We start from the raw sequence: 20,424 nt of genomic DNA, 5'->3' as shown, positions 1-20,424 counted from the left end.
CATGAACACGAGGGATGCCGTTCGTAAACGGAGACGGGAAAAAATGAAGCAGTTGATGGAACGTCCGCCGCAAAAGGAAGAGAGACGGCCTGAACCTGCGCGGCTGTCCGGTTCGTTGATTGGGGAGCCGCGGAGGGCGGAGCCGGTCAATCTTCGCGATGCGGGTCAAGAGATTGATCCGGAGAAGCAGTGGAAGGCAAATCCGAGTCCATGGATGGGCTGGGGCGCAGATTCCGATTCAGGCGGCGGGACGAAGTGGCCGCGGCTTGGAGAGACGGATGGATATGACAATAATCAGAGGGGATGGAATTCCTTCCGCAAATCGCTTTTATGGCGAACCGCCGTAGCGGGCTTGTTATTCGCAGCCATCTGGGGCATGTACCGCTACGACGCACCATGGTCGATGGAGGGACGGGCTTTTGTGAAAAATGCGTTAACCGACGAGATCGATTTCGCGTCTGCAGCCGCATGGTACAAATCAACCTTTGCCGGCGCGCCTTCGTTTATCCCGATATTCAATAATGAGGAGAAGGCTGTGGAGATGTCTAACGGATCGGTCGAGCTGCCGGTGGTTGCCCCGCTGCAGGATGCGGCAATCATTCGAACGTTTGCTGAACTGCTGGATGGCGTTGAGCTTGCCGGCGCGTCGCAAGCGAAAGTAATGGCTGTGGAGACGGGCAGAGTGTCCATTGTAACGGAAGAGAAGGGCGGATCCGTCGTCGTGGTCGAGCACGCAAACCGCCGGACAAGCGTATACGGCAATTTGGAAACAGCATCCGTCAAAGCGAACGAATGGGTAGAGGCCGGCGATCCGATCGGCACGCTTCACCGGTCGAATGGGAATGAACCGGGGCTGCTGCTTTTTAAAATGAAGCAAAACGGTATTTTTATCGACCCTGCCGGTGTGATTCCGCTTGATTAAGTGGCTCGGCATCCGCTGGTCGGCTCATCCGCTGTTTGTCGTTATTATGCTGGCGTCGCTTGTGACAGGTTACTTCGGCGAGTTGTTTACGCTTTTTCTAATTGTGCTCGTTCATGAAATTGGACATGTGGTCGTCGCAAGAGGCTTTGGCTGGCGCATTCGGGAAGTGAAGCTGTTGCCTTTCGGCGGCGTCGCGGAGGTAGAGGAAGCGAGCGGCACGCCGGCTTCACAGGATGCGTTGGTCGCGATCGCCGGCCCTTTGCAGAATGTATGGATGGGACTCGCCGCATGGGGATGCGGTCAGCTCGGCTGGTGGGACCAGGACGCCGCGCAATACGTATGGAAGGCGAATGCGATGATCGGCTTGTTCAATTTACTGCCTATTTACCCGCTGGACGGCGGAAAGCTGCTGCAAGCGCTATTCAGCCTCGGTTTGAATTATTATGCGATGATGAAATGGACGGCGCGCATCAGCATGGCGCTCAGCCTTATTATGATTGTACTGGCTCTGGGCGCTCCGCTTTTTTTTCATAGTCAAGGCGTTCAATTAAACCTGCTTATTATAGGCGCGTTTTTAGTGATGACGAATTGGACGTATTACCGGAATATTCCGTTTCTATTCGTTCGTTTTCTCATGCATCGCGGCCGCGTGGCGGAGCGTGCGGAACGTAGAGGCGTCCGGGCCGCTCCCATAATCGTGGGAGCTTCGCAGCCGCTCGCATCGGTTGTCCGCCTGTTGAAAAGGGAGCAAACCCATCTGATCTGCATCATTGGGCGGAGCGGCAAAGTGGCGGCCGTTATTCCCGAGGAGCAGCTCGTTGACCGTTATTTCGAGGAAAGAAACCCCAATCGGCCGATAGGCGAGCTGCTTCGCTAAAATAATGCAAAATGAGTTAGTTAATCTGCCCGTCCTCTGTGATAGAATAAGAGAAAAGCTTACCTAGGCGGGTGATAAACGGGAATGAAGCGGATGTTGATGCACGGACACGGCGAACTGCTGCAGACGGCGGTGCAGGAGGACGGACGCTTGGTCGAGTTCTATATGGAAAGGTCGGAGAATAGCGGACTAGTAGGAAGCATTTATAAAGGAAGGGTCGTCAACGTGCTTCCCGGCATGCAGGCGGCTTTTGTCGATATCGGACTCGGCAAAAATGCGTTTTTGTACATTGACGACTTGCTGCACCCGCATCTTGAAAGACAGCCGGAGCAGAAGCCGCTCATTCAGCAGCTGATTCGGCCTGGGGCGGAATTGCTCGTTCAAGTGATGAAGGAGCCGCTTGGCGGCAAAGGAGCGAGAGTAACGACGCATTTCTCGCTTCCGGGGAGATGGCTCGTCTTCATGCCGATCGCCGGCTATGTGGGCGTTTCCAAGAAGGTAGCGACAGAGAATGAACGGAACAGGCTGCGTCAGATCGGCGAACGGCTGCGTCAAGGCGAGGAAGGCATTATTATGAGGACCAATGCGGATGGCGAGCCTGAGCAAGCTCTCGCATCGGACGTGGAGCAGCTTAGAAGCTTATGGAACGGCATCCGTCTGCGTGCGGAAGAAGCGTCTGTTCCTTCAGAGCTGCATCGCGAAGCGGGGCTGATGCGAAGAGTGGTGCGCGACGCCTTGACGGCCGATATGAACGAGCTGTGGATCGACGACGCTTCCAGGTATGAAGAGGCGAAGGCGCTGCTTCAGGAGCTCACGCCGCAGCTTGTTCATCGGCTCAGGCTCTACGATAGAAATGCTGACATCTCGCTTTTTACCGAATACGGCGTGACGGAGCAGGCCAACGCGGCGTTTCAGCCGCGCATTCAGCTGGATAGCGGCGGATCGCTCATTTGGGACGAAACCGAGGCGCTGACGGTCATCGATGTAAACACCGGCAAATATACAGGCGATACCGATCTCGAGGATACCGTCTTCAAAACAAATCTAGAAGCGGCCGACGAAATTGCTCGGCTGCTGCGCATTCGAGACGTCGGTGGCATTATCATTGTCGATTTTATCGATATGGAGAACGAGACGAATCGCGAGAAAGTAATGAACCGGCTTGCCGAGCGAATGAAGCAGGATAGGACTAAGAGCACCGTGCTCGGTTGGACAAGGCTCGGCTTGCTGGAGCTGACGCGCAAAAAAGCGAGGGAAAATGCGGTGCAGCAGCTGACGGTGAGGTGTGCGGCCTGCGCAGGAACCGGAAAAAAAACCACCACCATTTAATAAGGTAGTTCAAAATGCCGGCTCCCATAACGATGCTGCTTCAGGGAAGCTGATTCGGTGTCGAATCTTGAACGCTGCTCGCGGAGTCCGGTGCTCACTTAGCACCCCACTAAGCTCCGCTCCTCCTCCACAAGCATCGTTTAACCTTCTCGGTTCTGAAAACCGACATTTTGAACCTCCATTGGAAGAGGTAGTTCAAAATGCCGGCTCCCATAACGATGCTGCTTCAGGGGAGTGGATTCGGCGTCGAATCTTGAACGCTGCTGGCTTCCCTTGACATAGGTGTTGAACTATTGGGGCAAGTGTGCTAGAATGTTCTAGTATGTCTGATTGTGTTTTGATACATAATCGACATTTGATACCGCTCCGATCGGGTTATGAAGCGCGAAGGGCTTGTCCCTGAGCCACCTGAGATTAGGCGAGTCTTCGAATATAAGGAGGTGCAACCCACAATGTTCGCAATTATCGAAACTGGCGGAAAGCAATACAAAGTTCAGGAAGGCGATGTAATTTACATCGAGAAACTGGACGTTAACGCAGGCGAAAACGTAACGTTTGATCGCGTATTGGCTGTATCCAAAGGCGACGGTCTTGTGACTGGTGCTCCAGTCGTATCCGGCGCTACTGTTTCCGGCAAAGTCGAGAAACAAGGCAAAGGCCAAAAGATCATCGTATACAAATACAAAGCCAAAAAGAACTACCGTCGCAAACAAGGTCATCGTCAACCGTACACGAAAGTAACGATCGAGAAAATCCAAGCGTAAGAGGGTTTTTCTATGATATCGGTCACGTTCGTGCGTAACGCGGATGACAGGCGGATTATATCGTTCGCAGTCGAAGGACATGCGAAATATGCAAAGCCCGGCAAAGATATCGTCTGCGCCGGCGTGTCGGCCGTTTCGGTCGGCACCGTCAACGCCATTGAGGCGCTGACAAACGTGGAGCTTCCGGCTTCCATGAAGAACGGCTGGCTGTCCTCGGATATTCCGATTCAGCCTGACCGGGAAACGGACGGCAAGGTGCAGCTGTTGCTCGAATCGATGCTGGTTATGCTGGGATCGATCGCGGAGTCATATGGCAAGCATGTCGTCATTCAAGAAAAACTTCTTTCGTAAAGGAGGGAAATTACCATGTTGAAACTGAATCTCCAGCTTTTCGCATCCAAGAAAGGTGTAGGTTCCACAAAGAACGGTCGCGACAGCCAATCGAAGCGCCTTGGCGCTAAACGTGCGGACGGTCAAGTCGTAACTGCCGGCAGCATCTTGTTCCGTCAACGCGGAACGAAGATTCATCCAGGCAACAATGTGGGTATCGGTAAAGACGATACGCTTTTCGCGAAAGTGGAAGGCGTCGTGAAGTTTGAACGTTGGGGCCGCGATCGCAAAAAAGTGAGCGTGTACCCTGTTGACCAGGCTCCGGTAGCCGCAGCAGTCGAAGCCTAATAGCAGCAATTGCCCCGGCCTGACAGATAGGCTGGGGCTTTTTGTCTTTTTATGGCCCTGCGTTCGGATAAACCTATTCCGGCTAGCCGAGCCGGCATGCTATACTTGGAAACGAAGGATATGAGCAGAAAGTAGGATCGATACATGGATCGCATTGTTGCAGCGAAACGGATAACGGCGGCATCGATCATTTTGCCGGCGGCGGCCGTCTTTATTTGGCCGGGAACGTATTGGACGCTTGCCCTGTTTCTCGTATGGTTGGTCGCGGCTGCGGCTGCGTGGGTGCTTGCTGAACGCAAGGAGCATGAACGCAGGCTGGACCGCACGATACATACGCTTCAATCTTCCGGCATCCGCACGCTAAATCATCATCGCCACGATTGGATGAACGATCTGCAGGTGTTGTACGGCTACATCCGAATGCAAAAGCTGGATAGAACGGCGGAGTACGTGGAAAAAATAAAAGAACGAATGGCTGCGGAAAGTCAAATTGCCAAGTTAGGCACTCCTTCGCTTGTCAGCTACATTCAATCCTTTCGAACGTTGTCGTCCTCTCTGCAACTTGATGTAAAGAACGGCGACGATATCCAATTGAGTGAATGGCCGGACCGTGGCGAGCTCATTGCGGACAAGCTGATTCAGCTCATAAACGCCTACCGGCTGGCGGTCAAATCGAACGGCGGCGAACCGGCCGTTTTGACCGTAGAGTTCAGCCGTAACGACGGCCGGCTTGTCGCTTCGTTCCTCTATGAGGGAGAACTGTCTGGCGAAACTCATTTTACAGATCAAATAAAACAGCAGTTGAAAGGCGCTCCACTGCAGCCGATCGATATTAACAGGCCGCAGGAGAAAATGGTGCTAGCGGCGGAATGGAGCGCTTGAACGGAGGCATACATGTTTGTCGATAAAGCGAAGATATTTGTAAAAGGCGGCGACGGCGGCAACGGGATCGTCTCGTACCGCCGTGAGAAATACGTTCCGGAAGGCGGACCTGCGGGCGGCGACGGCGGAAGAGGCGGCAGCGTCATTTTTCGAGTAGACGAAGGCTTGCGGACGCTGATGGATTTCCGGTACCAGAAGCATTTCAAAGGACCGGCTGGAGAACGGGGTAAAGTCAAGAGCATGCACGGCGCCAGCGCCGAGGATATGATTGTCCGCATCCCGCCAGGCACCGTCATCGTGGATGACGATACGCAAGAAATCATCGGCGATATGACGCGCCATGGGCAGGAAGTTATCGTAGCGCGCGGTGGACGCGGCGGACGCGGCAACATTCGCTTCGCGACGATCAACAATCCGGCTCCTGACATTGCCGAGAACGGCGAAGAAGGCGAAGAACGCTGGGTGACGCTAGAGCTGAAAGTAATGGCGGACGTCGGTCTTGTCGGGTTCCCAAGCGTGGGTAAATCGACGCTGCTCTCGGTCGTGTCCGGCGCTAAGCCGAAGATCGGCGCGTATCATTTCACGACGATTACGCCGAATCTTGGCGTTGTGGACGTGGGAGACGATCGCAGCTTCGTTATGGCCGATTTGCCTGGCCTGATCGAAGGAGCGCATGAGGGCATTGGACTCGGTCATGAGTTTTTGCGTCATGTCGAGCGGACGAGGGTCATCATTCACGTTCTCGATATGGCGGGCTCCGAAGGGCGCGATCCGTTCGAGGACTGGCAAAAAATCAATGAGGAGCTTGTGCTTTACAACGAGAAGCTCGCTCATCGCCCGCAAATTATCGCGGCTAACAAAATGGATATGCCGGAATCGGAAGACAATCTGGAGCTGTTCAAGCAGCAGCTCGCGGAATTTAACGACGGCAAGGAATACCAGATCATTCCGATCTCCTCTCTGACCAAGAAGGGCGTGCAGGAGCTGCTTTACAAAGCGGCCGATACTCTTGAGCAGGTGCCGGAAGAAGTCGATATCGAAGAAGTGAAGGATGTTGCAGAACGGAAGGTATACACGTACGAGAAGCGTCAGGAATCGACCTTCACGATTCGCCGCGAGGACGAAATTTTCGTCGTTGAGGGCGCTACGATCGAAAATTATTTGAAGCGAATGAACATGAATTCCTACGATGCTATTATGCGGTTCGCGCAAATTATGCGGAAAATGGGCGTAGACGCCGCGCTCCGCAAAAAAGGCGCGAAGGATGGGGATACGGTTCAAATCGCCAATTTTACGTTCGAGTTTTTCGAAGGCACCGATTATTTGGGATAAGCGTGCAACAATTTTTCGGGATGGGCCGGAAACCGCGCGATTCGCGCGGTTTCCGGCTTTTTTTTGCATGCAATCCTGGATGATGGAAATGAATGCGTCTATAATCTGGCATAAATCGCTAATTTAAGGCATGTCCTTTCGTCAAAGTTTGCTTTTATACTAGTTAATGTACGAACGATGGAAACGCTTTCTGGAAAAGATTGAAAGGGGTGATGCATCCATAAATCGATAAGAAGCAAGGCTCGTCATCGAAACGATTGCGAGCGGACGAAAAGATTTCAACGATTCGAAGGAGGAATTTTGTTAATGTACGCAGTGAATTTCAAAAAAACGACGGTGAGCTTCTTGATAGCGGCTCTGCTGCTAGGATTGGTCGCCGCCGTGTCAGCCCAACCTGCTTATGCTGCAAGCTATTTGCTGTCGCAAAACCGGACGGCTTATGCTTCGTCTGCAGAAGGCGGCAATGCCGCGCATCTCGCGGTAGATGGCAGCACGGCCACACGCTGGGGAAGCTCATGGGGGTCGGACCCGCAATGGATCTATGTCGATTTGGGCTCGCCTGCCGCAATCGACCGCGTCAAAATTGAATGGGAAGGCGCATACGCCAAATCGTATAAAATCCAAGTTTCCAACGATGAAACGACATGGACAGATGTATACACGACGTCATCGGGAAATGGCGGCACGGATGACATTACGCTTGAAGGCAATGGGCGTTACGTACGCGTCTTTGGTACAGAACGGGCTTTGCCTGCTTATGGCTACTCCATACTCGAACTGGAAGTATACGGGACGGGCGGCTCAGGTACGCCTCCGCTTCAATACGGACCGAATGTCGCTCTAGGCAAGCAAGTATCGGTATCCTCGTTCGAGGAGTCCGGTTATTTGCCGCCAGGCTCGACACTGCCGGAAAACGCCGTTGACGGCAGCAACGGAACGCGTTGGTCGTCCAATCATACCGACGATGAATGGTTTACCGTCGATTTGGGAGCCAATCATACGATCGGCCGCGTCGTTCTAAACTGGGAGGCGGCGGCCGGCCGGGCGTTCGACCTGCAAGTATCGCCAGACGGCACGCAATGGACAACCGTCTACCGCGAGCTGCAAGGCGACGGAGGCAAGCAGGATATCCAGTTGTACACAGAAGGCCGGTATGTCCGGATGAATGGCATTGCCCGGGCAACGAGCTTTGGCTATTCGCTGCTTGAATTTGAAGTGTACGATTATGTGTCGGGTCATCCGCAGCCAACGTACACGATTCCGTCGATCCCGACGCCGTCTGCGGTGCAGGTCGGAAAAGGCAGCTATAAAATAAACGACATTAAGATGCCGCAGCCGAAGGCACCGATTTACAAGACTTCTGAGGTCAATGCGCCGATCGCTTCCAATGACTGGTGGCAGTCGATGCTGATTAAGCCTTTTGGCGATTATTTAGTGACATTGCCGTTGAAAATGAAGTTTTTCCCGCAAGGACTCGGCATTTTGAACCCGGGCAAAGGTTGGATAAACGGAGACGGCTCAGTCGTTAACGCCGACGGAAACCCCGATTTGTACGTCATGGCCGGAAATATTGATTCGTCCAAGCTGGTCAACCGGGTAACCGGCTATAGCGATTGGGCGGTCGAAACGGCGCTCAGCGACGATACGGCTGACAAAATGAAGACGACGATCGTTAAAGGCTCGCCTTACGTTTACACAACCTTTAGCGACCCTAGCTCAGCTGAAATATATTCGCCGCTCATTACGGGTATTTATGACGGCAGCGGAGCTTCCGTGCTCACAACGGATGGCGAGAGCGTGACGGCCGACCATCTGCGCGTGACCGTGTCGAATACAGACGGTCGACCGAATGCGACGCCGGAAACAAGGCAATATGGCATTTTTGCTCCTCCAGGCACCGTATTTACGAAGGCCGGGGCGAAGATCAAAATGCAATTGGGGGGCGGCGAAAATTATCTTTCGATAGCGTCGCTGCCGTCGGCATCCGATTTGGACTATTTCCATCAGCATGCCTACGCGTTCGTAACAGGGACGCAAGTCAGCTACAACTATGACGAATCGACTTCGCAAGTAACGACGCAATTCGATGTGACGACGCAGTTGAAACGTTCGGGCTTCTCTGAACAAACGCTGCAGGCGCTGTATCCGCATCAGTGGAAAATAGCGACGTCGCCGTTGACCGATGTGGAGTATCCTTCCATCCGGGGCACGCTTAAAATAAGTGAAGGAAATTCTTTTACGACGGTTGACCGCTTCTATGGCATCGTTCCGCAATTTACACAGCCGGACAATCCGGACTATAATCGGTCGCTCATGGTCGAGTATTTGAAAACGTTGGACAGGGACACGTCCTCCAATTTGATGGCAGCCGATGCGTACTGGCAAGGAAAAAGGCTGCATCCGCTCGCGATGGGCGCTTTGGCGGCGAACGAAATGGGCGAAACCGGGTACCGGGATAAGTTCCTTTCGCGCATTCGCTTGATTTTGGAAGATTGGTATACGTATACAGAAGGCGAGCCGGATTACTTCCTGTATTACAACTCCGATTGGGGCACGACCTATTATCGGGTCAGCGAATTCGGAGCCAACTCCGGTATAACTGACCATCACTTTACTTACGGCTATTACGTATTCGCATCCGCGGTACTGGCGACTTTCGACGACAGCTTCCGCACGGAATACGGCGAGCTTATCGAGCATTTGATCCGCGATTACGCGAATCCTTCGCGCAACGATCCGATGTATCCGTTTTTCCGCAGCTTTGATCCGTATCAAGGTTATTCATGGGCGGGCGGATATGCCGACAACGATAGCGGCAACAACCAGGAGGCGGCCGGAGAATCGCTGTTCGGCTGGGTCGGACAATATATGTGGAGTCTCTTGACCGGCGACACCGCGTTCCGCGACGCCGCGATCTATGGCTTCACAACGGAATTGAAAGCGGTAGAGCAATACTGGTTCAACTATGACGGAGACAACTGGCTGCCAGAATGGAAACATAAATCGGTAGGGCAAGTATATGGCTCTTCCTATTTCTACGGCACCTTCTTCAGCGGCATGCCGGTTCATATTTACGGCATTCATTGGCTGCCGACAGCGGAATATTTGACGAGCTATGCGTTAACGCCAGGCAAAGCGGCTGACTTGTACAACGGCTTTGTCGAGGATAACGGCGGTCCGGAAACGGATTGGCAGCATATCGTCTGGCCGATTCAAGCGCTTAGCGATCCGCAAGCGGTGATCGGGAAATGGAACGACGAGACGATGCAAAGAAACGAAATTTTCAATACGTATTGGTTCGTACACAGCTTGGCCTCGCTTGGCCAGCGGACGAAAGAGGTATGGGCAACCGGCTGGTCGAGCGCTACCGTTTATAAAAACGGAGGCGACTACAAGGCGGTCGTATGGAACCCAACATCCAGTCCGATTACCGTAACATTTAAGAACGAGTCAGGCACGACCGGCACGGCCGTAGTTGGCGCTAAATCGCTTGTGACTGTCGATCCGATGACGGATTCAAATGCTTCGGATGATTGGGTACCGATCGGTGAAGGCGGAAATGATGACAACGATTTTAACTTTGCGGAAAGCAGACCGGTGACGGCATCGAGCACGCAATTGCCGTTCGCCGCAGCTAACGCGACAGATGGCAACGACGCGACGAGATGGGCATCCGCTTCAGCTGAAGAAACGCAATGGCTGGCGGTTGATTTAGGTGCGACGCGGCAGATCGGCAAGGTGAAGCTGAACTGGGAAACGGCTTACGCCAAATCGTATCAGATTCAGGTATCGGAAGACGGCAGCGAATGGACCGATCTCTATTCCACGACGAGCAGTGAGGGCGGCCTCGAGGAGATTGCTGTTAGCGGAGCCGGCCGTTACATTCGCGTCCATATGACGGAGAGAGGCACGATTTACGGCTATTCGCTGCATGAGATTGAAGTTTACGGTGGTGGAAGCAAGACACTGCCATCCTCCGCGCTGCTTTCCTTGAACAAGCAAGCCAGTGCTTCTTCCGTGCAGGAGCCGTTCGCCGCAGAGAGCGCATTTGACGGCGATCCGGGTACACGCTGGGGCTCCGAGCACAGCGCAGATCCGCAGTGGGTTGCGGTTGATTTGGGAGAGTCGCACACCATTACCGGCGTAAAGCTGGAATGGGAAGCGGCCTTTGCGAAGTCGTTCGCTATCCAAACCTCCGCGGACGGCGACGAATGGACCGATATTTACTCGACAACGACTGGAGAGGGAGACGTGCAAAACCTGTCCGTGAACGGAACGGGCCGTTACGTTCGCATGCTGGGGACAGAACGGGCAACTCCATACGGTTATTCGCTCTGGAACTTTGAGGTTTACGGAAACTAGCAGTCTATTGACAGTAAAAAATAGCAGCTAAGCGCTGCGCTTATGAAAGAGGATCGTCCCGACGGCCAGAATGGCAGGGGCGGTCCTTTTTTTCGCTTGCCCGTAAGCTTCTTAGTCCTAGATGGCGATATAAGGAAGGAAAGTCCTTCTTCATGTTTGTCCTTTCTTGCAAACACCTATTGCCGCAGACTATGGATTTCGATATAATGTCCATTATAGAAAAACATTTGTCTTTGTAGGGAGGACGAATAGTGACGCAACGTTATTATGTCGTTCGGGAAGATATGCTGCCGGAAGCGATCATGAAGACGATCCAGGTAAAAGAAATGCTTGGACGCGGAGACGCGGCAACAGTGCATGAGGCGGTCGAGCGGGTTGGAATGAGCCGCAGCGCCTTTTATAAGTACAAAGACGGCGTTTACGCGCTTCAGGAGCTGGAGCGGGAACGCATCGTCACGATCGCCATGGACTTGGAGCATCGATCGGGCGTATTGTCCAAGGTGCTTAGCCTCGTAGCGGGGCTGGAAGGAAACGTGCTGACGATGAATCAAAGCATACCGCTGCAAGGATTCGCTAATGTTGTCCTATCGGTGGATATTTCGAAAATGACCGGAGAGTTATCCTCGCTCATCGACGTGATTAAAAGCCAGCAAGGCGTGCGCAAAGCTTCCGTCATCGGGCAAGGTTGAAACCATATCGAATAACAATTAGAGAGTTATAACGGAGGGGAATGTTATGAAGCCAGTTAAGGTAGGCCTGCTCGGTCTAGGCACGGTAGGAACAGGCGTCGTTCGTATCGTCGAAGGACATCAGGAAGATCTGCAAGGCCAGGTCGGATCGCCGATCGTCATTGAGAAGGTGCTCGTGCACAATAAAAGCAAGCAGCGGAGCGTTGCGATCGATCCATCCAAGCTGACCGAAGATCCGTGGGAAATTATCGAGCATCCCGAAATCGACGTAATCGTCGAAGTGATGGGCGGCACGACTCATACGAAGGATTATATTATGGAAGCGCTGACCCGCGGCAAGCATGTCGTAACGGCCAACAAAGACCTGATGGCGCTGCACGGCCAAGAAATTATGGCCAAAGCCCAGGAGCATCAATGCGACGTTTTCTACGAAGCGAGCGTGGCTGGCGGTATTCCGATCATTCGGACGCTGATCGACGGCTTTTCCTCCGACCGGATTACGAAAATTATGGGCATCGTGAATGGTACAACAAACTACATTTTAACGAAAATGAGCCAGGAGGGCGCCTCCTACGCCGACGTGCTTAAAGAAGCGCAAGAGCTCGGATACGCGGAAGCGGACCCTACTTCCGACGTAGAGGGACTTGACGCTGCGCGCAAAATGACGATTTTGTCCACGCTCGGCTTCCGGGCCAATGTTGCGCTCGAGGACGTATCTGTACAGGGGATGTCCAAAGTAAGCAAAGAGGACATTTTATACGCCAAGCGTCTCGGTTACGAATTGAAGCTGCTCGGTATCGCCGAGCGCCAAGACGATGAGTTCAGCATTAGCGTGCAGCCGACAATGGTGAAAAACTCCCATCCGATCGCTTCCGTCAACGGCGTATTCAACGCGGTATACGTGTACGGCGAAGCAGTTGGAGAGACGATGTTCTATGGACCGGGAGCAGGCGGATTGCCTACAGCAACGTCGATCGTAGCCGATTTGGTAGCCGTCGTTAAAAACTTGAAGCTCGGCGTCAACGGCAAGCAGGGCCTCGTTACGTTCAAGGAGAAAAAGCTGAAAACTGACGAGCAAATCTCGTCGAAGTATTTCTTGCTGCTCCATGTCGACGACCGGGCGGGCGTTCTTGCGCGCATCACGCAAGTATTCGCAGACTTCGAAGTGAGCTTGGAATCGGTGCTGCAGCAGCCGAATCCAACCAACCCGGAAGCGGAAATTATCGTTATTACGCATGACGCGAACAAAGCGGCAATCCACAAGGTGCTGCAGCGGTTCGAGTCGCTTGAAGTGATCCGCAAGGTGAAGAGCGTTTATCGCGTGGAAGGCTAACGGAAATACACACTATGTGGCAGAAAAAGGAGCTTTACCCGCTATGAAACGAGTTATTGTAAAGGTGCCGGCCAGCACCGCTAACCTCGGCCCGGGCTTCGACTCGCTGGGCATGGCGCTCTCCCTCTATGCGTGGATTGAAATGTCGATTGCGGACAAAACGACTTTTCGTCTTCACGGAGAGCAAATGAAAGGCTTGCCAACCGATCGATCGAACTTGATCTATAAAGTAGCGCAGCTTGTGTTCAAGGAAGCGGGCGTGCATGTGCCCGAGCTTCATATCGAAATGTACAGCGAAATTCCGCTCACGCGCGGATTAGGCAGCAGCGCCTCTGCAATTGTGGGCGCGCTTGTCGCGGCCAACGCGCTGATCGGCAGCCCGCTAAGCGAAGACAAGCTGTTTCAGCTTGCTACCGCATGGGAAGGACATCCCGACAATGTGGGCGCTTCGTTATTCGGCGGTATTATCGCTTCCGCCTGGGACGGAGAAAGGGCTGATTATGTAAAGCTGGCCCCCCCTGCGAGCCTTTCGACGCTTGTCGCGATTCCAGCTTTTCAACTGTCGACCGAGAAGGCGCGTCATGCGCTTCCTTCCCAATTGAGCATGGCTGACGCGGTGTTTAATATCGGACGCAGCTCGCTGCTTGTCGCGGCACTGGCGACTGGAGAGCTAGGCCTCATCCGCAGCGCGATGCGCGATCGGCTGCATCAGCCTTACCGCGCGGCTCTCATTCCCGGAATGGCTCATATATTAGATCATGCCTGCGATCACGGCGCGTTAGGAGCCGCGCTCAGCGGAGCGGGACCGACCTTGATCGCTTTCGTAGACAAGACGAGCGAGCGGAAGGAAGAACTAGAGCAGTTCCTGCTTGCGACGCTGAAAAAGGAAGGAATCGAAGCCGAAACGCGTTGGCTCGAACCTTGCAAGGAAGGACCGCAAGTGATCATCGAAGCTTTGGCGGGCGGAGCGTCCCCTTTGCTCATGGATCGAATTAAAGGAGAAATTAAGCGATGAAAAAGACGATTGCGCTGCTGCCGGCCGGTTCCGTATCCGACGAAGCGGCGAAAAAAATGTTCGGCAATGAGGAAGTAAATTGGAGTCATCATCGTCTAATTGCCGACGTGTTTTTATCCACGGTTAACGACATCAGCCAATACAGCGTCATACCGATTGAGAATACAATCGAGGGCTCGGTTAGCCTGCACATGGACTGGCTTGTTCACGAGATCGACTTGCCGATTCAAGCTGAATGGGTCTATCCATCCATTCAGAACTTGATCGGCCGCCGCTCGGAATTTACTGGCGAGGACGGCAAGCTCGACTTGGGCAAAATCGATAAGGTGTTCAGTCACCCTGTAGCGATCGCTCAATGTTTGCAGTTTCTGCGCAGCGAGCTGCCGCAAGCCGATAAGGAAACGGTCGGCAGCACGTCCGAAGGCGTGCGCATCGTCCGCGACAATCCAGGTAACGGTTTTGCGGCGATCGGCACGGCTACTGCCGCGTCGAACAACCAGCTGGATGTGCTGGCGGAGAGCATTACCGACCACAACAACAATTACACGCGGTTTTTGCTCATCGGCAACGAGCCGTTCACGACCAGAGAATCGGCAACCCGCAAAACAAGCATCCTGATTACGCTGCCTGACGATTTTCCAGGGGCGCTTCATCGGGTGCTGTCTGCCTTCTCCTGGAGGCAGATCAACCTGTCGAAAATCGAGTCGCGGCCGACCAAGAAACAGCTCGGCACGTATTATTTCTACATCGATATCGACATGGCCCTCGACACGGTGCTGCTGCCGGCGGCGCTGGAAGAGATTCAAGCTTTAGGCTGTCATGTGCGAGTGCTCGGCAGCTACCCGAGCTTCACGTATGAACAGTTAAGCGAGTAGAGCTGATCTGGAAAAGGATCGATCGATAGCGCAATCAAGTAGTCGGGCAACGGCAGACTTTCGGAGCGTCGTTCGGCGCCTCCGGCATAAATTCCAATCAGAAGGAGTGTAAGCAAGATGTCACAGCAATGGATCTATTTAAATGGCGATTACGTATCGAAGGAAGACGCGAAAATTTCGGTGTACGATCATGGATTTTTGTATGGCGACGGTATTTTTGAAGGCATTCGCATCTATAACGGCAACATCTTTAAATGCAAAGAGCATTTGGACAGGCTGTACGATTCCGCTAAATCGATTATGCTGGATATCCCGCTTACACAGGAGCAAATGCAGGAGGCGCTGGTCGAAACGATCCGGCGCAATGAAATGCGGGATGGTTATATCCGGCTTGTGGTCTCGCGAGGTCCGGGCAATTTAGGACTTGATCCGAAGCGCTGTCCGACCGCATGGGTGATTATCATCGTAGAGCAGCTGACGATTTATTCGGAGGAGGCGTACCGGAATGGTCTGGTGTCGGTATCGGTTTCCCAGCGCCGCAATATCCCGGACGCGTTGAATCCGAAAATCAAGTCGCTTAATTACCTGAACAATATACTTGTAAAAATTCAGGCAAACCTTGCAGGCGTCGGCGAAGCGATCATGCTGAACTCTCAAGGTTATGTGGCGGAAGGGTCGAGCGACAATATTTTTATTATCAAGAACGGCACTGTTTACACGCCGCCTTGCTATGTAGGCGCGCTTGAAGGCATAACGCGGGGCGCGATCATCGAGCTTTGCGGCAAGCTGGGCTACAAGCTGAAAGAGGAACCGTTTACGCTGCATGACGTTTATGTCGCCGACGAAGTTTTCTTCACCGGAACGGCGGCCGAAGTAATCGCGGTACGCGAGGTGGATGGACGGACAATCGGCGAGGGCAAAGCCGGTCCGATGACGACATCGCTGCTGCAAGAGTTCCGGGCGATCGTCGAGAAGGACGGCGTCAAAGCGTTCGATTAGACACGGACGGGGAACCGTCGAAATGAGAGAGTACGGCAGACTGGCCGTACAACCGGCAACGCGGAGCATGCGCTTGAATGAGCGCGTGCCCCGCGTTGTTTGCGTAAGTGCGTGCTGAGACACGAGTGCGTTAGAAGTAATGGAGCGTGTATAGTCTTCACGGGAACGGTAGCCGAGGTAATCGCGGTACGTGAGGTGGATGGACGGACAATCGGCGAGGGCAAAGCCGATCCGATGACGACATCGCTGTTGCAAGAGTTCCGGGCGATCGTCGAGAAGGACGGCGTCATGGCGTTCGCATAATAGACACGGACGGACAGCCGTCGAAATGAGAGAATACGGCCAACTGGCCGTACAACCGGCAACGCGGAGCATGCGCTTGAATGAGCGCGTGCTCCGCGTTGTTTGCGTAAGGGAATACCGAGGCACGAGTGCGCGAGAAGAAACGGAGTGAGAGCTGCGGCACGAGTCCGAGCAATAACAGAGTGAGCGCGGTGGCGCGGGTGCGAGCAATAACAGAGTGACTACAGTGGCACGAGTTCAAGTAATAACTGCGAAAACGCATTTATTTTACCTTGAATGGGCGCAAAACAGGGAATAACTGCTAAAAAGCAGTTAATGGCTAGTGGTGAGTACGTATGGCAGGGCGAACGAGAGTAATAACTGCAGAAACGCAGTTATTTTACCCTGGATGGGCATAAAAGAAGGGAATAACTGCTAAAAAGCAGTTATTTTCCGGTGGTGAGTTCATATGTGGGTACGAAAGAGAGCAATAACTGCGAAAACGCAGTTATTATGTTCTGAAGGATCGTGAAACCAAGAAATAAATGCCAAAAGGCAGTTATTGTACGTGATGAGTAGAGCAGCAGTGGCACAGGCGTGAGTATGCGGAGTAACTTTTGTAACCTGTTGCGATCACGGCTTTTCTTTATAGCTTGAACATGCGCTGAATACAGTGCATGTTCTTTTTTTTAGTTCAAACTTAAAAGCAGTACGCGACGGAAAAAGAGAGCACAGCGAAGGGTCATAGGGATTCTTGATAAACGATGGTGGTCGCTTTTAAAGTCAGATTCCTACCGCAACCCTCTATCAAACAAAGGAATCAGGCTTTAGTGGCAATCGGAAGAACCCTCTGCCCCGCAGCGTTCCCACTCACTTGGAATCAAGAGCTGATTTCGGTTTTGAGCCTTTTTTTGTTGTTTAAGTATGCGATGTATGCAAAAATTTTTCGCCATATTGGAGACACCCGCCTATTTTGTGCATAGGATGTATGGATCGATAGCGGGCATTAGCCTGTTGTACAAAGTACGTGATAGGAGGTTTTCGGCGAGTGAAGATTTACGTAGTCAAAAAAGGCGATACATTGTATTTCATCAGTCAGAAGCATCATGTATCGATTGAAGACATTTTGAAGCTGAATCCGGCCATTACTAATCCGGATGAAATCGACGTCGGAATGAAACTGAAAATTCCGTCCGCAGGCACGGGCACAGGCGCGGGGACGGGAGGTCACGAAATTATGCATCAGCATGTCGTCAAACAGGGCGATACGCTGTGGAAGCTGTCGAAAGCATGGGGAGTTCCGCTTGCTGACATGATAAAAGCGAACCCGCAGCTTAAAAATCCTAACGTTTTGCTGACCGGAGAAATCGTAAACATACCGAAGACGGGCCAAACTCAAGTCGAGCTGCCGGCAGCGACGGGGGAATCGTCCAGTCATCATCCGCTTCATCCTTCTTCTATTATGCATGGAGTGCAGAGCCTGGTCGGTAAAAAGAACACAGCTCCTATCGCTGAAAAGAAACCGACAGCTCCAATTGAAGAGAAGCAGCCAACAGCGCCGATCGCTGAGAAGAAGCCTACAGCTCCGATTGTGACGCCTGTCGCTCCAGCCAATATTCCTGCACCGCAGCCTGCGGCCGTCAAGCCGAGCAAAGCGCTTCCGGTCGAGAAAAAGGCGGCTGCGAAAAAAGGAAAGCATGAAGTGGAAGCTCAGCCGCTGTCCGACTTATTCAAACAGAAAAAGATACCGGCCACAGAAGCGTCTTCGCCCGCTAATCAACAGCCGATCTTCTCAGGCTATGGCTATCACCACGGCGCGAACATCGGCCCATCGAACATCGGCCCATCGAACATTGGTCCGTCGAACATCGGTCCGTCGAACATCGGTCCGTCGAACATCGGTCCGTCGAACATCGGTCCGTCGAACATCGGTCCGTCGAACATCGGTCCGTCGAACATCGGCCCATCGAACATTGGCCCATCGAACATCGGCCCATCGAACATCGGTCCGTCGAACATCGGCCCAGAAACGGGCGGCGGTTACGGTTACGGCTGGCCGAGCGCGGTATCGCCGGCAGAAACGGGCGGTCACGGCTACGGCTACGGCTGGCCGGGTGCGGTATCGCCAGCGGAAACGGGTGGTCATGGTTATGGTTACGGTTGGCCGGGCGCGGTATCGCCAGCGGAAACGGGCGGCTACGGCTACGGTTGGCCGGGCGCGGTATCGCCAGCGGAAACGGGCGGCTACGGCTACGGTTGGCCGGGTGCGGTATCGCCAGCGGAGACAGGCGGTCACGGCTACGGTTACGGCTGGCCGGGTGCGGTATCGCCAGCGGAGACAGGCGGTCACGGCTACGGTTACGGCTGGCCGGGTGCGGTATCGCCAGCGGAGACAGGCGGTCATGGCTACGGTTACGGCTGGCCGGGTGCGGTATCGCCGGCAGAAACGGGCGGCTACGGCTATGGTTACGGTTGGCCGGGTGCGGTATCGCCAGCGGAGACAGGCGGCTACGGCTATGGGTACGGTTGGGATCATACTGCCGTTTCGCCTGAATCGAACGTTGCACCGTCGAACATCGGCCCATCGAATGCGGCTCCTTCCAATGTAGCGCCGTCCAATATTGGTCCTTCCAACATCGCTCCATCGAACGTTGCTCCTTCCAACATCGGCCCGTCAAATATTGCGCCGTCCAATATTGGTCCTGAAGCAATTGGTTACGGCTATGGACCGGGAGTCGTTTCACCGGCTGGAGCGGGTCCACACGGCGGCTATGGTTACGGCTACCCAACTTGGGGAGGCTTCCCGCCGTTTCCTCCATTCCCGCCCATTCCTTCATGGCCCCAAACGGCAGGGGTAGCGGAAGAACCTTGCGGCTGCAAAGGCAAACGAGAGGATGAAGGGGGCAACGAGGGCGAGCAGCTGCATATCGAATCGGTGAAAGAAGAAAAAGCGCAGATTCAGAAAAAAACGCAAAAGAAAGCGGTCATTCGTACCGCTTCCACTCGCAGCAAGCCGAAAAAACGGCGCAGCGGCCCGTGGATTAATCGATAATATCACTTATGGATAAAAAGCGACCCGAGTTTGCTTTTAGGCGGACTCGGGTCGCTTTTTTGTTTATCTAGATCAATTGCTCAAACGAGGCCAAGACGATGCGTGCATATATATGGAAGGTTGGTGAAACAATAATGTCAAAATGAAGCAAAGGGGCTATGGTGATGGAATTCAGCCTATGGAAGCAAGTAAGGAAACGTCTTCGCCGCCGTCGCCGTTCATTATGGATATTGGGATCTTTTGTTTTGCTGCTGACTGCCGCGAATGCGACCGTTTGGACGCATGAGGTCTACGCGGCGTCGCCGGATGCGATCGAAACGCTGGAAAAGCTGGAGGAGCAGAAGGAGCCGCTTGTTGTTTGGCTTCGTCATGTGTATGTGTGTGGAGAGGAAACGCGTCCGCTCGGACTTTTGAATGCTGCCCGTATTAAGCAGATGCTGGCCGGGCAGCCTGAACTGAAGCCAGTCATGGGACAAGACGGTCGGAGTTTGACGCTTGAGAAACGAATCGAAGATTTGTCTGAAGAATGCCGGGCCAACGCCTACTTCGGAATGGATCGTGATGGCAATCTGTCGCTTTTCGAAGGCGAGCCCAAGGAAGAAAAGGTGATGCGGACCTTTTTTCAGCTCGATGTGAAATACATGGAAAGCAGCCTGTCGCAGGATAAGGTGGATCAGCTGACCGCAGGTATTAAAGTGAACGACATCGACGAATACAACAGCGTCCTTTCTACCTTCAGCGATTTTGCGCTGCAGGAAAACGAAAGAGCGATGAAGCCGGCCTATTGACGACCGGCTGCCGCGAAGCCGCGGGAGCGAACCAGGCGCCGCCTAAGAGAGCGAAAGCAATCTGCCGGCCCGGTTTGTCTCCTTGCGGCTTTTTTGGCATTCCCTGCGGCGATCCGAAACGCGTGTTCTCATACGGACCAACTTTTGCTATAATGGACGGAGCGATCTAATGTTAGGGCGGGAGCGCAGAAGGCCGTGCTTGCTGTCGAGGCTGAGAGGAATAGCTGGACGGACGCGGCGAACGT

The 20,424-nt window shown here is 53.5% G+C and carries 16 protein-coding genes and 1 pseudogene; all 17 read left to right on the top strand.

What is annotated here, in order from left to right; translation table 11 throughout:
• Nucleotide 1 precedes the first annotated feature (1 nt).
• A complete protein-coding gene (locus ACFVTB_RS05935) occupies nt 2–922 on the top strand; it encodes a peptidoglycan DD-metalloendopeptidase family protein (RefSeq protein ID WP_387746348.1) in 921 nt (306 codons plus the stop codon).
• A complete protein-coding gene (locus tag ACFVTB_RS05930; RefSeq protein WP_387746346.1) occupies nt 915–1,799 on the top strand; it encodes a M50 family metallopeptidase in 885 nt (294 codons plus the stop codon). Before ACFVTB_RS05935 ends, ACFVTB_RS05930 begins: the two co-directional genes overlap by 8 nt.
• 84 nt (nt 1,800–1,883) lie before the next feature.
• Entirely contained in the window at nt 1,884–3,128 is a 1,245-nt protein-coding gene (locus ACFVTB_RS05925; RefSeq protein WP_387746344.1) for an Rne/Rng family ribonuclease, read from the top strand.
• A gap of 452 nt (nt 3,129–3,580) precedes the next feature.
• Nucleotides 3,581–3,892 (top strand): 50S ribosomal protein L21, encoded by a 312-nt coding sequence (gene rplU, locus ACFVTB_RS05920; protein ID WP_387746342.1) that lies wholly within the window; start codon nt 3,581–3,583, stop codon nt 3,890–3,892.
• 12 nt (nt 3,893–3,904) lie between these two features.
• Nucleotides 3,905–4,243 carry a ribosomal-processing cysteine protease Prp gene (locus ACFVTB_RS05915; protein ID WP_387746340.1) on the top strand — a complete coding sequence of 113 codons (339 nt, stop codon included), beginning with the start codon at nt 3,905–3,907 and terminating at the stop codon, nt 4,241–4,243.
• A 15-nt stretch (nt 4,244–4,258) separates the two neighbouring features.
• Complete coding sequence (rpmA, locus tag ACFVTB_RS05910; RefSeq protein ID WP_387746338.1) at nt 4,259–4,570, top strand: 50S ribosomal protein L27; 312 nt, start codon at nt 4,259–4,261, stop codon at nt 4,568–4,570.
• 144 nt (nt 4,571–4,714) lie between these two features.
• Nucleotides 4,715–5,452 (top strand): Spo0B domain-containing protein, encoded by a 738-nt coding sequence (locus ACFVTB_RS05905; protein ID WP_387746336.1) that lies wholly within the window; start codon nt 4,715–4,717, stop codon nt 5,450–5,452.
• Between the two features lie 12 nt (nt 5,453–5,464).
• Complete coding sequence (gene obgE / locus ACFVTB_RS05900; RefSeq protein WP_387746334.1) at nt 5,465–6,784, top strand: GTPase ObgE; 1,320 nt, start codon at nt 5,465–5,467, stop codon at nt 6,782–6,784.
• A 306-nt stretch (nt 6,785–7,090) separates the two neighbouring features.
• Nucleotides 7,091–11,146, top strand: coding sequence for a discoidin domain-containing protein (locus ACFVTB_RS05895; RefSeq protein ID WP_387746332.1), 4,056 nt, complete (start codon nt 7,091–7,093; stop codon nt 11,144–11,146).
• Nucleotides 11,147–11,397: 251 nt separating this feature from the next.
• Nucleotides 11,398–11,835 (top strand): ACT domain-containing protein, encoded by a 438-nt coding sequence (locus ACFVTB_RS05890; RefSeq protein ID WP_387746330.1) that lies wholly within the window; start codon nt 11,398–11,400, stop codon nt 11,833–11,835.
• Nucleotides 11,836–11,881: 46 nt separating this feature from the next.
• A complete protein-coding gene (locus tag ACFVTB_RS05885; RefSeq protein WP_387746328.1) occupies nt 11,882–13,168 on the top strand; it encodes a homoserine dehydrogenase in 1,287 nt (428 codons plus the stop codon).
• A gap of 43 nt (nt 13,169–13,211) precedes the next feature.
• Complete coding sequence (gene thrB / locus ACFVTB_RS05880) at nt 13,212–14,183, top strand: homoserine kinase (protein WP_387746326.1); 972 nt, start codon at nt 13,212–13,214, stop codon at nt 14,181–14,183.
• Entirely contained in the window at nt 14,180–15,058 is an 879-nt protein-coding gene (gene pheA / locus ACFVTB_RS05875) for a prephenate dehydratase (protein ID WP_387746324.1), read from the top strand. The genes thrB and pheA overlap by 4 nt, the downstream gene beginning before the upstream one ends.
• 117 nt (nt 15,059–15,175) lie before the next feature.
• On the top strand, nt 15,176–16,057 hold the full coding sequence (gene ilvE / locus ACFVTB_RS05870) for a branched-chain-amino-acid transaminase (protein ID WP_387746323.1): 882 nt from the start codon (nt 15,176–15,178) through the stop codon (nt 16,055–16,057).
• A gap of 150 nt (nt 16,058–16,207) precedes the next feature.
• Nucleotides 16,208–16,360 (top strand): annotated as a pseudogene (locus ACFVTB_RS05865) (branched-chain amino acid aminotransferase); the annotation flags it as partial.
• Between the two features lie 1,027 nt (nt 16,361–17,387).
• On the top strand, nt 17,388–19,391 hold the full coding sequence (locus ACFVTB_RS27615) for a LysM peptidoglycan-binding domain-containing protein (protein WP_483875110.1): 2,004 nt from the start codon (nt 17,388–17,390) through the stop codon (nt 19,389–19,391).
• A 164-nt stretch (nt 19,392–19,555) separates the two neighbouring features.
• Complete coding sequence (locus ACFVTB_RS05850; RefSeq protein ID WP_387746321.1) at nt 19,556–20,179, top strand: BofC C-terminal domain-containing protein; 624 nt, start codon at nt 19,556–19,558, stop codon at nt 20,177–20,179.
• Nucleotides 20,180–20,424 lie beyond the last annotated feature (245 nt).

This window comes from Paenibacillus sp. NPDC058071 (genome assembly GCF_042885235.1).
Lineage (GTDB): Bacteria > Bacillota > Bacilli > Paenibacillales > Paenibacillaceae > Pristimantibacillus.
Note: the sequence above shows the minus strand (reverse complement) of the source record. Positions and strands in the feature narration are given on the sequence as shown.

Excerpts from the sequence above, each read along its gene's own strand:
- ACFVTB_RS05935 (WP_387746348.1), top strand. The coding sequence starts at position 2 with ATGAACACGAGGGATGCCGTTCGTAAACGGAGACGGGAAAAAATGAAG.
- ACFVTB_RS05925 (WP_387746344.1), top strand. The coding sequence starts at position 1,884 with ATGAAGCGGATGTTGATGCACGGACACGGCGAACTGCTGCAGACGGCG.
- rplU (WP_387746342.1), top strand. The coding sequence starts at position 3,581 with ATGTTCGCAATTATCGAAACTGGCGGAAAGCAATACAAAGTTCAGGAA.
- ACFVTB_RS05915 (WP_387746340.1), top strand. The coding sequence starts at position 3,905 with ATGATATCGGTCACGTTCGTGCGTAACGCGGATGACAGGCGGATTATA.
- rpmA (WP_387746338.1), top strand. The coding sequence starts at position 4,259 with ATGTTGAAACTGAATCTCCAGCTTTTCGCATCCAAGAAAGGTGTAGGT.
- ACFVTB_RS05905 (WP_387746336.1), top strand. The coding sequence starts at position 4,715 with ATGGATCGCATTGTTGCAGCGAAACGGATAACGGCGGCATCGATCATT.
- obgE (WP_387746334.1), top strand. The coding sequence starts at position 5,465 with ATGTTTGTCGATAAAGCGAAGATATTTGTAAAAGGCGGCGACGGCGGC.
- ACFVTB_RS05895 (WP_387746332.1), top strand. The coding sequence starts at position 7,091 with ATGTACGCAGTGAATTTCAAAAAAACGACGGTGAGCTTCTTGATAGCG.
- ACFVTB_RS05885 (WP_387746328.1), top strand. The coding sequence starts at position 11,882 with ATGAAGCCAGTTAAGGTAGGCCTGCTCGGTCTAGGCACGGTAGGAACA.
- thrB (WP_387746326.1), top strand. The coding sequence starts at position 13,212 with ATGAAACGAGTTATTGTAAAGGTGCCGGCCAGCACCGCTAACCTCGGC.
- pheA (WP_387746324.1), top strand. The coding sequence starts at position 14,180 with ATGAAAAAGACGATTGCGCTGCTGCCGGCCGGTTCCGTATCCGACGAA.
- ilvE (WP_387746323.1), top strand. The coding sequence starts at position 15,176 with ATGTCACAGCAATGGATCTATTTAAATGGCGATTACGTATCGAAGGAA.
- ACFVTB_RS05850 (WP_387746321.1), top strand. The coding sequence starts at position 19,556 with ATGGAATTCAGCCTATGGAAGCAAGTAAGGAAACGTCTTCGCCGCCGT.